Origin of the sequence: Rhodococcus sp. 14-2483-1-2 (assembly GCF_002259405.1) — a bacterium.
Classification (GTDB): Bacteria; Actinomycetota; Actinomycetes; order Mycobacteriales; family Mycobacteriaceae; genus Rhodococcoides.
Map to the genome: position 1 here is coordinate 609,319 of NZ_NPFW01000022.1, position 11,717 is coordinate 621,035.

An 11,717-nucleotide genomic window follows, 5' to 3' on the forward strand; every position below is an offset into this window, starting at 1 on the left:
CGACGGTGGGACGGTACGGCTCACCGAAAACAGGATTGGGTCGAAACACCCGCAGATTCGGGTATATGGTGCCGTTCATGACTTGTTTGCGGATGATTGCTCGGGTGGCGTCTCGATGACGGTGCCCCCGGTCCGCGTTCGAGATGCCGCGGCACTCCTCGGTGTCAGTGACGACACCGTGCGCAGATGGATCGACAGCGGAGCGCTCCCGGCGCTCGAGGACGAGACCGGGCGCAAGGTCATCGCCGGCCGCGACCTCGCCGACTATGCACGCGAACACGCCGTCCCCCCACCGGAGATCTCGCCGGGCGGCAGCTCGGCCCGCAACCGACTCGTGGGGTTGGTCACCGAGGTCGTCTCGGACGCGGTGATGAGCGAGGTGAGCATGCAGTGCGGGCCGTTCACGATCGTCTCGCTGATGAGCACCCGATCGGTTCGTGAACTGGGGCTCGAGCCCGGCAAGGTCACCACCGCCGTCGTCAAGGCCACGACCGTCATCGTCGAGACACCCTAGAACGCAGGAGATGTTCGTGAAGACAGTGCACTCGGTATCCGCGCTCGTGATTGCAGCCACCCTGATTCTGGTCGGGTGCAGTGCGCAGTCCGATTCGACCGCGCCCGATGGACCCTCGGACGGTAGCGCGGTCCGAGGAGAGATCACGGTCTTCGCCGCGGCATCGCTTCGCGCGACGTTCACCGATCTCGGTACTCGATTCGAGGCCGAACACCCCGGCACCTCGGTGGAGTTCAGCTTCGCGGGCTCATCCGATCTGGCCGCGCAGCTGATCTCCGGCGCTCCTGCCGACGTCTTCGCCTCCGCGGATACCAAGAACATGACCGAGACGGTCGACGAGGGCCTGGTTGCGGGCGATCCCGTCGACTTCGCGTCGAACACTCTGACCATCGTGACCGCCCCCGGAAACCCGGACGGCATCACATCGTTCGCCGATCTCGCGAATCCCGACCTTCTCACGGTGATCTGCGCACCCCAAGTGCCGTGCGGCGCGGCGACGGCCTCGGTCGAAACTGCAACGGGCACTTCCGTCCCGGCCGTGAGCGAAGAATCCTCGGTCACCGACGTGCTGGGCAAGGTCACCTCGGGGCAGGCCGATGCCGGGCTGGTCTACGTCACCGACGCTGCCGGGGCAGGCGAGGCCGTGACCGCGGTGCCCTTCGAGGAGTCGAGCGAGGCCGTCAACACCTACCCGATCGCGACACTGAGCGGTTCCGGCAACCCGGACACAGCTCGCGCCTTCACCGAGTTCGTCACCGGACCCGTCGGACGGGACGTACTCGGTCGAGCCGGCTTCGCCGCACCGTGACCGCTCGAGTCGCCAAAGGAGGAAGGTCCTCGGCCGGGCCCCGTCCGACCGTCGGAGTACCACTGTGGATATTCGCACCGGCCGCCGTGGGCGCACTACTCGTCGTGTTGCCGCTGGCCGCGATGTTCACCCGCATCGATTGGTCGAATTTTCTCGGCCTCGTCACCTCCGAATCCGCTGTCGCGGCGCTGGTTCTCAGCCTGAAGACGGCGACGGCAAGCACCGTGGTGTGCGTGCTTCTCGGCGTGCCGATGGCCATCGTGCTCTCGCGCAGCTGGATCAGAGGGCTCTCGATCCTTCGCTCGCTCGTCGTACTGCCCTTGGTCCTGCCCCCGGTGGTCGGCGGCATCGCGCTCCTCTACACCTTCGGACGCCAAGGGCTACTCGGCGAACATCTCGATGCGTTCGGGATTCGGATTGCATTCACCACCTCGGCCGTCGTGTTGGCGCAGGTGTTCGTGTCGTTGCCGTTCCTCGTCGTCAGTGTCGAGGGCGCGTTGCGCACGGCCGGTGACCGCTACGACGTGGTGGCTGCAACCCTGGGTGCCACCCCCACCACCGTCCTACGGCGAGTCACCGTTCCGCTGATACTTCCCGGACTGATATCAGGAACCGTTCTCGCCTTCGCTCGCGCACTCGGAGAATTCGGAGCGACGTTGACCTTCGCCGGCTCCCTGGAGGGCGTGACCAGGACGCTGCCGCTGGAGATCTATCTGCAGCGCGAGAGCGACCCCGATGCCGCCGTGGCGCTGTCGATGGTTCTGATTCTCGTCGCGGCACTCGTCGTCGTGACCGCGCGCGGCACTCGATCGTCGGGAACGCTGTGAACTCGCTGTACCTCCGGGCCACCCTCGGCGTCCGCGGAATCGATCTCGAACTCGACGCCAGGGAGGGAGAGACGGTCGCGGTCCTCGGGCCGAACGGGGCAGGCAAATCGACACTGCTGCAGATCGTCGCCGGCGTGGTGGCACCCGACGACGGAATCGTCCGACTCGGCGAGGACGTGTTGACCGACACCGCCTCGAACACCGTCGTGCCCATTCATGCCAGGGGCGTCGCGACCCTGGCTCAGGAAGCTCTGTTGTTTCCCCACATGGACGCTCGCGCGAACGTGGCCTTCGCACCACGGAGCACCGGCGCGAACCGCGCCACCGCGCGAGCCGTGGCCGATACCTGGCTCGACGCGGTCGGAGCCTCCCACCTGGCCGACCGCCGCCCTGCACAGTTGTCCGGCGGTCAGGCTCAACGTATCGCCATCGCGCGCGCTCTTGCGGCCGATCCACGACTGCTGTTGCTCGACGAACCCCTGGCCGCGCTGGACGTCGATACGGCACCGGGCATTCGGCGAGTGCTGCGCACGGTGCTGCGCGAGAGCGGGCGTACGGCCTTGATCGTGACCCACGATCTGCTCGACGTCGTCGCACTCGCCGATTCCGTCGTGGTCGTCGACGGTGGACGCGTCGTCGAGCGCGGGTCGGTCACCGAGGTCCTGACCGCGCCTCGCAGCGAATTCGGTGCCCGCATCGCCGGGGTGAACCTGCTCTCGGGACGGGCTGTCGACGCCGACGACTCGACCTCCCTGAATACGAATTGGGGAGTGACGGTCCACGGCTCCGGGCGGCACGCCACCGGAACTCCACTGGTGGCGGTCTTCTCCCCCGCCGCCGTGTCGGTACACCCGACTGCCCCACACGCCAGCCCCCGCAACGTGTTCGAGGTGGTGATCGAGGAGATGGAGGTACAGGGCTCCGGCATCCGTGTCAGGTCACGTCCGCAACCCGACGGGTCTCCCGGCATGGCCGCCGACATCACCCCTGCAGCGGTATCGGATCTCGGGCTCGAGCCCGGACGCCGGGTGTTCTTCGTCATCAAGAGCCACGAGGTGGCACTGCACCCCGCGTTACCGTCCCAGCCCGACCGATAGTCAGTGGCGTAGTTGGCGGTCGCTGCCGATCACCAGCCACTTACCGGACAGCACCCGGCCCGCGACGGCGAGCACGCGCAGGGCAACGAAGACGCCGAGCCCTGTCCAGATCCCGACCAACCCCCAGTCGAACACCAGAGCCGACCAGATGAACGGCAGAAAACCCACGACGGCGCAGGCCATGGTGGCGTTCCTCAGAAAACAAGCGTCACCACTGCCGAGCAGCACACCGTCCAACGCGAACACCACCCCGGCGATGGGGATGATCGCGACGAAGATCCACCAGATCGCGTGCATCTCGTCGATGACCGACGCGTCGGTGGTGAACAGCTCCGGGACGAACGATCGCCCGACGGCGAACACGCAGGCGAGGACGACCGCGAACACCGTCGACCATGCCGTCAATCGCCACGCCAGGGCGCGCGCATCCTCGATCCTGCTCGCGCCGAGGGCCGCTCCGACCAGGGTCTGAGCGGCGATTGCCAGCGAATCGAGCATCAACGACACCAGGTTCCACATGTGCAGTACCACCTGGTTGGCGGCGACCGAGGCCGCGCCGAACCTCGACGCCACCGCAGCAGCGGACAGAAAGCAGGCCTGAAACGCCAGACTCCGCACGATCAGGTCGCGGCCCAGCACCAGTTGCGCGCGCATCACCGACCAGCGCGGTCGCAATTCGGTGCTCGCCCGCACGACTGCGACGACGAACAACGCACCGGCGACGCCCTGACCGATCACGTTCGCCACAGCCGATCCCACCAGCCCCAGCCGTGGGAATCCGAGCAACCCATGAACCAGAAGTGGGCACAACACCGCCGACACTGCGAAGCCGAACACGACGAAACGCAGTGGTGTCACCGTGTTCTGGACTCCGCGCATCCATCCGTTTCCGGCCAGCGACACCAGAATGAACGGCACACCGAGCAGAGCCACCCGCAGCCACGCGACGGCCTCGGCGGCGATGTCACCGCCGCCGGTCAGTACCGACACCACGGGCTCGGCCGCGAGCTGCATCGCCGCGACGATGACGATGCCGATCGCGAAGGCCAACCAGGTTGCCTGCACACCCTCACCGACGGCATCACGTTCGCGACCGGCACCGTGCATACGAGCCGCACGGGCGGTCGTGCCGTAGGACAGAAAAGTGAGCTGGGTGCTGACCTGGGCCAGAACGAGTCCGCCTATCGCCAGACCCGCGAGCGCCAAGGCACCGAGCCTTCCGACCACGGCGGCGTCGAACAACAGGTAGAGGGGTTCGGCGGCAAGGACGCCGAGGGAGGGCAGCGACAGGCCGAGAATCTTTCGAGCGGTGACCGGAGTGGAGCTCACGACGCCGAGAGTGCCCCGCGCAGCGCCTCGATCACGTCGGGCAGATCGCCGGTCGCGGTGTAGCCGGCCGCGTTGCGGTGCCCGCCGCCGCCGAGTTCGCATGCCACCGCCGAAACGTCGACCTCGGTCTTCGAGCGCAGGGAGACCACCCAGACCGAGCCGAAGTCCTGCTGCTTGAGCACTGCGGCCACCTCTGCTTCGGAGGTGGTGCGCACGATGTCGATCACGCTCTCGATTTCCTCGGACCGCAGTCCGGCGGAATCCTCGCTCCGGATGACGGCGTACACCAGCCCTCGTCCGCCGGCTGCGTCGGGAATCAAGGATGCCGAACCGAGCACGGACCCGAGCATCGGCAGCCAGTCGAACGGGTGGGTGTCGAGCAGCTTGCGGGCGATGTGAGCGCCGTCGATCCCCGTGGCCAACAGTCTCTCGGCCAGCAGATGAGAACCCGGGCGAACCCAGCGGAACGAACCGGTGTCGGTGACCAAGCCAGCGAACAGCAGGTGGGCGAGATCGGCGTCGATCTCGACGCCCCACCGGTCGAGCAGACGCGCGATCACGGCGGTGGTGGACTCGGCGGATGCATGCACCACGTTCAGCGTTCCGAAGCGAGTGTTGCTGCGGTGGTGATCGATGACGAGGCTGGCCGACGCCGTATCGAGCCGGTCGCCCAACGAACCCAACCGACCCCGACTTCCGGCGTCGACCGTGACCACCAGGTCGACGGTCTCGGTGACCCGGTCGGCGTCGACCAGAAGATGCCTACCGGGCAACTCGTCCATCGACTCCGGCAGGGACGCCGGTGCAGCGAACGCCACCTGGACGGTCGCGCCGCGACGTTCGAGCACCGAACCGAGCGCGAGCCCACTGCCGATCGTGTCGGCATCGGGCTGGACGTGACACAGCACGGTCACCGAGGATGCACGTTCGAGCATCTCGATCGCCTGCGCCAAATCCTCGTCGGTCTCCGACACCGACCCCGAACCATCGGACATGTCAGTCGGCTTCGGCGGGCTCGACGTCTGCAGGAGTGGAGCCTGCGGAATGACCATCTGTGTCTGCGACTTCGCGCGGAGCCTTGTACGGGTCCGGATCCCCGGCGGGCTTGGCGTTCGCACGGGCGCGGGCCAGTTCCTCGTCGGCCACGCGGGCACGCTCGAGAAGGTCTTCCATGTGGCGCGCGGTGTCGGGCACCGTGTCGGTCACGAACGTCAAGGTCGGTGTGTACCGCACACCCGTCCCGGCTCCGACCTTCGAGCGCAGCACGCCCTTGGCCTTCTCCAGTCCTGCCGCGGCCGCCTGAAGATCGGGCGGCGTATCGAGGTCTTCACCCATCACGGTGTAGTACACCGTGGCGTCGTGCAGGTCGGCCGTCACCTTGGTGTCGGTGATGGTCACGAATGCCAGCCGTGGATCCTTGATCTCGTGATCGATCGCCGTTGCAACGATTGCGGCGATTCGCTTGGACAACTTACGAGCCCTGGCCTGATCCACCACGACAATCACACTCCTCTTTCATGGCCGAACGTCGATTTCGATACGACGTAGCGGCGGTTGTGCACTTCACGTCTGCCGAGCAGTGCTCGGCGGACATCCCGGATCAATCCTCGGGTCCGAAGATTCTCCGGCGTACTGCCAACAGTTCCAGATCGTGGCGTTCGGCGACATGCCGTTCGCACTCGTCCAGTTTGTCGTGTAACAGGTCGACATCGGTACCGGCTGCGGCAACCCCCAGTAGGGATCGCCGAATACGTTCTCGCTCACCCGTTTCGGCAGCCGAGACACCCAGCCGTTGCAGATCACCGAGGACCGGTTCCATCATCGACCGCTTCTCGGCGAGCGAACGCACATCCCCCAACAACACGTCCAACTCCAGAGCACCCAGATACACGCTGACGTCCTTCGATCAGCTTCGACGACAAAGCCGGTGGTGGTACATATGTCGTACCACCACCGGCTCGAAAGTCGGAGCGCAGTGTCACTCCCCTGGCTTCACCACCGAGCCGACGCGACCGGATGCGGAGCCGAGTGGCTCCGCATCTGTTCTAGTCGCGCGGCTTTTCACGGAGTTCGTACGCCTCGATGACATCGCCCACCTTGATGTCGGAGTACGTCACCGTCAAACCACACTCGTAGCCCTCACGGACCTCCGTCGCGTCGTCCTTCTCGCGGCGGAGCGAGGAGATCGTGACGGTTTCCGCAACAACGGCACTGTCTCGGATGAGTCGTGCCTTGGCGTTGCGACGGATCGTACCGGAGGTGACGAGGCAACCGGCAATGTTTCCGACCTTGGAGGAACGGAACAGCGCGCGGATCTCGGCCTGCCCGAGGGCAACCTCCTCGTACACCGGCTTGAGCATGCCCTTGAGGGCCTTCTCGATCTCGTCGATTGCCTGGTAGATCACCGAGTAGTACCGGATGTCGACGCCTTCACGGTTGGCCAGCTCGGTGGCCTTGCCCTCCGCTCGAACGTTGAAGCCGATGATGATCGCGTTGGATGCCGACGCCAGGTTGACGTTGGTCTCCGTCACGCCACCGACACCGCGGTCGATCACGCGCAGTTCGACCTCGTCGTCGATCTCGATACCGAGCAGCGCCTCTTCGAGCGCTTCCACGGTTCCCGAGTTGTCACCCTTGAGGATCAAGTTGAGCTGCGAAGTCTCCTTCAGAGCTGCATCGAGATCGTCGAGGCTGATGCGCTTGCGGCTCTTGGCTGCCAGAGCATTGCGCTTGCGCGCATTTCGACGGTCGGCGATCTGTCGAGCGATTCGGTCCTCGTCGACCACCAGAAGGTTGTCGCCTGCACCGGGCACCGACGTGAAGCCGATGACCTGCACGGGACGAGACGGCATCGCTTCGGTGACGTCCTCGCCGTGCTCGTCGACCATGCGACGGACACGTCCGTATGCATCGCCGGCGACGATCGAGTCACCGACGCGGAGTGTTCCGCGAGCGATGAGCACGGTCGCGACCGGGCCACGACCACGGTCGAGGTGCGCCTCGATGGCGACACCCTGAGCGTCCATGTCCGGGTTGGCGCGCAGGTCGAGCGACGCGTCGGCCGTCAGCAGCACCGCTTCGAGGAGGGCATCGATGTTGGTGCCCTGCTTGGCGGAGATGTCGACGAACATCGTCTCGCCGCCGTATTCCTCGGCGACCAGACCGTATTCGGTGAGCTGCTGCCGGATCTTGTCCGGGTTCGCGCCCTCCTTGTCGATCTTGTTCACCGCGACCACGATCGGCACGTCGGCTGCCTGGGCGTGGTTGATGGCCTCCACCGTCTGCGGCATGACGCCGTCGTCGGCTGCGACCACCAGGATCGCGAGGTCGGTGGCCTTGGCACCACGGGCACGCATGGCCGTGAAGGCCTCGTGACCGGGGGTGTCGATGAACGTGACGAGACGTTCGTTGCCTTCGAGCTCGGTCAGCACCTGGTAAGCACCGATGTGCTGCGTGATTCCGCCTGCCTCGCCTTCGCGCACCGTGGTGTTGCGAATCGAGTCGAGCAGTCGCGTCTTACCGTGATCGACGTGGCCCATGACGGTGACCACCGGGGGACGCTGTTCCAGATCGTCCTCGCCGCCGGCGTCCTCGCCGTAGGTGAGATCGAACGAGTCGAGCAGCTCACGGTCTTCGTCCTCGGGACTGACGACCTGAACGACGTAGTTCATCTCGCCGCCGAGAAGCTCCAGCGTCTCGTCGTTGACTGACTGCGTCGCGGTGACCATCTCACCGAGGTTGAACAGGGCCTGCACCAGTGCGGCCGGGTTCGCGTCGATCTTGTCCGCGAAGTCCGACAGCGATGCGCCGCGGGCGAGACGGATGGTCTCACCGTTGCCGCGGGGCAGCCTGACGCCGCCGACTGCGGGAGCCTGCATGCTCTCGTACTCGGCGCGTTTCGCCCGCTTCGACTTGCGGCCACGACGAACTGCTCCGCCGGGACGACCGAATGCACCTGCTGCTGCGCCGCGCTGACCGGGGCGTCCACCGCCGCCGGGACGACCGCGGAAACCACCTGCGGGAGCGCCGCCTGCGGGGGCACCACCGGGAGCGCCGGGAGCGCCGCCGCCGCGGTAGCCACCGCCACCGCCGCCGCCTGGGCGTCCACCCGGAGCGCCGCCGGGACGACCGGGACGACCTGCTGCGGGGCCGGGACGTGCCGAACGGGTCGGCATGGCACCGGGGTTGGGGCGAGGAGGCATAGAGCCGGGGCTCGGACGAGGTCCGGCCTGGCCCGGTGCGGGACGAGGCCCACCCTGACCGGGAGCCGGACGACTGCCACCGGACGGTGTTGCGGGACGAGGCCCACCCTGTCCGGGAGCGGGTCGTCCGCCACCGGGACGCGGAGCACCGGGAGCGGGCCGGGGAGCCGGTCGCTCCACGGGAGCCGAGGAGTACGGGTTGTTACCGACACGCGGAGCCTTCGGGCCGGGCTTGGGGCCGGGACCTGCGGGCTTGGGAGCTGCCGGGGCGGGTGCAGCGTCGCTGGTGGTGGCCGACGCGGCCGGAGCCTGTTCGACCGGAGCGGCCGGCGCTGCAGGCGCAGGGGTGGGCGCGGCCGGGGCCGGAGCCGGTGCGGCAGCCGGAGTTGCGGGTGCAGCCGGTGCTGCCTCCACGGGAGCTTGTGCTGCGGGTGCTTCCGGCTCTGCCGGACGCGGTACCGGCTTGGGGCCGGGACGGGGTCCGCCCGGTTTCGCTGCGCCCGGCTTCGCCGTGCTGCCTGCTGCGCGATCGGCCGCTGCGCGACCGTTCGGTGCAGCTGCGGCGGGTGCCGACGCGTCCGCGTTCTCGGACGGGAAGGATTCACGCAGTCGACGTGCCACGGGGGCTTCGACTGTGGATGATGCGGACTTGACGAACTCGCCTTGCTCTTTGAGCCGTGCGAGTAGTTCCTTACTGGTGACACCGAGTTCTTTTGCCAACTCGTGCACGCGGGCCTTGCCTGCCACTGCTCTCCTCACTGAGAGGCCGAGCGAGGCTTGGTGCCCGCACGACCTCGGGTTATCTCCGATGGACGTTCATCGTTGGTGCTTCACGGTGTGCTCATCAGTGCTGTTGCCTGTTCTTGTCGACGGGTGTTGCTCTTGTCGTGTCCTCGGCCTGCAGCTGTTCGTGCTCGTCGAGCACGGCTGTCACTGCGGACGATTCCACATTTCCCGATATCCGAAACGCGCGACCGAAGACTCGGCGTCGTTCCGCATTGTGCAGGCATTCTCGGCTGTAGTGCAACCACGCACCACGACCGGACATCGAATGCCGGATGTCGGGGACGAGAGCGAATTCGTGCGAACCAGCTTCTCGAACCACGATCCTCAACAGATCGGTGGCCGGCACTCGCTCCCTGCACCCGATGCATGTACGAATCGGCCGGCTTGTCACTACCGGATACTCGCGTTCATGCCTCTGAGCGAAGAGGTCGTTACCGAACCATCGACCACTCTACCGCTGTATTGCCCCGAACTCCGCATTCCGGCCCTACGCGCTGGTCGTCTCGGGTGCCGCCGCATCACTGCGGATGTCGATGCGCCAACCGGTCAACCGAGCGGCCAGTCGAGCGTTCTGCCCTTCCTTCCCGATGGCCAGAGAGAGCTGGTACTCGGGAACGACGACACGGGCCGCACGAGCAGCTGCGTCGACGACGGTCACCGACACAACCTTCGATGGGGACAGAGCATTCCCGACGAAGGTGGCCGGGTCCTCGTCGAAGTCGATGATGTCGATCTTCTCGCCTGCCAGTTCGCTCATCACGTTGCGCACGCGCTGCCCCATCGGTCCGATGCAGGCGCCCTTGGCGTTGAGACCGGACACGGTGGACGCGACGGCGATCTTGGAGCGGTGCCCCGACTCGCGGGCCACTGCCACGATGTCGACCGATCCGTCGGCGATCTCGGGCACTTCGAGGGCGAACAGCTTGCGCACCAGATTGGGGTGGGTGCGCGACAGCGTGATCTGCGGGCCCCGGTTGCCCCGGGCGACTCCGACGACGTAGCACTTGATGCGTTCGCCGTGCTCGTAGCTTTCACCCGGCACCTGCTCGGCGGGCGGCAGGAGGCCGTCGGCTCCGTTGGCGTCACTGCCGATGCGGACGATGACGGTGCCCTTGGCGTTGGCCCGCGTGTCGCGCTGGATGACACCGTTGACGATCTCACCCTCGTGGGTGGAGTACTCGCCGAACGATCGCTCGTGCTCGGCGTCGCGTAGGCGTTGCAGGATGACCTGACGCGCCGTGGTCGCCGCGATGCGTCCGAAGCCTTCCGGGGTGTCGTCCCACTCGGAGATCACATTGCCGTCGGCGTCGATTTCCTTGGCCATCACGCGAACGGAGCCGGTCTTGCGATCGACGTCGATCCACGCGTTGGACTGATGCCCCTCGGTGTGCCGGTAGGCCGTCAGCAATGCGGTCTGAATCGTCGAGATCACCATCTCGATCGGAATTCCCTTGTCCGCCTCGATGGCACGCAATGCGGCGATGTCGATATTCACTTGTCCGACCCTTCTTCCGGTGCTTCCACGTCCACGATCTCATCGGTGTTCGCGGGTGACGGCCTACTGCCGACCACGCCACCCGCCAGGTCCATCTCTTCGGCGCTGGGCCGCGAGAACTCCACCTGCACAACAGCTTTCACAACATCGGACAGTGCGACGGAGCGGGTCGACAGCACACCCTTCTCCTTGATCACCACGTTGACCGAATCGTCGTCGAGTACACCGACGCGACCGTCGAACTTGGCGTCGGCGAGTTCGATGCGCACCTTGCGTCCGCGGGCCCGACGCCAATGCCGTGCCTCGGTCAGTGGGCGGTCGATTCCGGGTGTGGTGACTTCCAACGTGTACGGAGCTTCCCCGAAATCCGTCACGGCATCGAAGGCGTCGGAGATCTCGCGGCTCAGTTCCGGGAGCGCGTCGAGGTCGATTCCCTCTTCGCGATCGACCATGATCCGCACTGCACTGTGCTTGCCTGCGGCGACGACGTTCACGTCTTCGAGGTCGTAGCCCCGTTCTCGAACGAGGTCGGCGAGCAGTTCGACAACCCTTTCCTTGGACGGAACAGGCATGTCGCGAACTCCTCGTGTGTAGTTGTGGGCGATCCGGCGTACGGCAGCCGGACTGCGTTTGGTGAACCAACAGCCTACCGCCCCGCA

At 66.3% G+C, this 11,717-nt stretch carries 12 protein-coding genes; 4 read left to right on the forward strand and 8 right to left on the reverse strand.

All coding sequences use genetic code 11. The features are described from left to right. The first annotated feature begins 115 nt into the window (after nucleotides 1-115). From CH295_RS23860 to CH295_RS23875, 4 genes are read left to right on the forward strand one after another with little or no spacing between them, the layout of a single operon-like run. Nucleotides 116-514 (forward strand): TOBE domain-containing protein, encoded by a 399-nt coding sequence (locus CH295_RS23860; protein ID WP_094634245.1) that lies wholly within the window; start codon nucleotides 116-118, stop codon nucleotides 512-514. Between the two features lie 10 nt (nucleotides 515-524). After that, nucleotides 525-1,322 carry a molybdate ABC transporter substrate-binding protein gene (gene modA, locus CH295_RS23865; protein ID WP_094742061.1) on the forward strand — a complete coding sequence of 266 codons (798 nt, stop codon included), beginning with the start codon at nucleotides 525-527 and terminating at the stop codon, nucleotides 1,320-1,322. After that, nucleotides 1,319-2,149, forward strand: coding sequence for an ABC transporter permease (locus CH295_RS23870; RefSeq protein WP_094742062.1), 831 nt, complete (start codon nucleotides 1,319-1,321; stop codon nucleotides 2,147-2,149). Before modA ends, CH295_RS23870 begins: the two co-directional genes overlap by 4 nt. After that, complete coding sequence (locus CH295_RS23875) at nucleotides 2,146-3,246, forward strand: sulfate/molybdate ABC transporter ATP-binding protein (RefSeq protein WP_094742063.1); 1,101 nt, start codon at nucleotides 2,146-2,148, stop codon at nucleotides 3,244-3,246. Before CH295_RS23870 ends, CH295_RS23875 begins: the two co-directional genes overlap by 4 nt. Here CH295_RS23875 and CH295_RS23880 read toward each other — a convergent pair whose 3' ends face one another. From CH295_RS23880 to rimP, 8 genes are all read right to left on the reverse strand, one after another. Continuing rightward, nucleotides 3,247-4,575, reverse strand: a complete 1,329-nt coding sequence (locus CH295_RS23880; RefSeq protein WP_094742064.1) for an MATE family efflux transporter — start codon at nucleotides 4,573-4,575, stop codon at nucleotides 3,247-3,249. After that, nucleotides 4,572-5,570 carry a DHH family phosphoesterase gene (locus CH295_RS23885; protein WP_094742065.1) on the reverse strand — a complete coding sequence of 333 codons (999 nt, stop codon included), beginning with the start codon at nucleotides 5,568-5,570 and terminating at the stop codon, nucleotides 4,572-4,574. Before CH295_RS23885 ends, CH295_RS23880 begins: the two co-directional genes overlap by 4 nt. Before the next feature lies 1 nt (nucleotide 5,571). Next, nucleotides 5,572-6,072, reverse strand: coding sequence for a 30S ribosome-binding factor RbfA (gene rbfA, locus CH295_RS23890; protein ID WP_094742212.1), 501 nt, complete (start codon nucleotides 6,070-6,072; stop codon nucleotides 5,572-5,574). Nucleotides 6,073-6,175: 103 nt separating this feature from the next. Beyond that, a complete protein-coding gene (locus CH295_RS23895) occupies nucleotides 6,176-6,466 on the reverse strand; it encodes a DUF503 domain-containing protein (RefSeq protein ID WP_032377081.1) in 291 nt (96 codons plus the stop codon). Nucleotides 6,467-6,620: 154 nt separating this feature from the next. Continuing rightward, on the reverse strand, nucleotides 6,621-9,524 hold the full coding sequence (infB, locus tag CH295_RS23900; RefSeq protein ID WP_094634239.1) for a translation initiation factor IF-2: 2,904 nt from the start codon (nucleotides 9,522-9,524) through the stop codon (nucleotides 6,621-6,623). A 97-nt stretch (nucleotides 9,525-9,621) separates the two neighbouring features. Further along, the gene (locus CH295_RS23905) at nucleotides 9,622-9,954 is read right to left on the reverse strand and encodes a YlxR family protein (RefSeq protein WP_170946036.1); all 333 of its coding nucleotides are present in this window, start codon (nucleotides 9,952-9,954) and stop codon (nucleotides 9,622-9,624) included. 96 nt (nucleotides 9,955-10,050) lie between these two features. Next, complete coding sequence (gene nusA / locus CH295_RS23910; RefSeq protein ID WP_037189588.1) at nucleotides 10,051-11,058, reverse strand: transcription termination factor NusA; 1,008 nt, start codon at nucleotides 11,056-11,058, stop codon at nucleotides 10,051-10,053. Next, complete coding sequence (gene rimP / locus CH295_RS23915; protein WP_094742213.1) at nucleotides 11,055-11,630, reverse strand: ribosome maturation factor RimP; 576 nt, start codon at nucleotides 11,628-11,630, stop codon at nucleotides 11,055-11,057. Before rimP ends, nusA begins: the two co-directional genes overlap by 4 nt. Nucleotides 11,631-11,717: the final 87 nt, after the last annotated feature.

Excerpts from the sequence above, each read along its gene's own strand:
- CH295_RS23860 (WP_094634245.1), top strand. The coding sequence starts at position 116 with ATGACGGTGCCCCCGGTCCGCGTTCGAGATGCCGCGGCACTCCTCGGT.
- modA (WP_094742061.1), top strand. The coding sequence starts at position 525 with ATGTTCGTGAAGACAGTGCACTCGGTATCCGCGCTCGTGATTGCAGCC.
- CH295_RS23885 (WP_094742065.1), bottom strand. The coding sequence starts at position 5,570 with ATGTCCGATGGTTCGGGGTCGGTGTCGGAGACCGACGAGGATTTGGCG.
- rimP (WP_094742213.1), bottom strand. The coding sequence starts at position 11,630 with ATGCCTGTTCCGTCCAAGGAAAGGGTTGTCGAACTGCTCGCCGACCTC.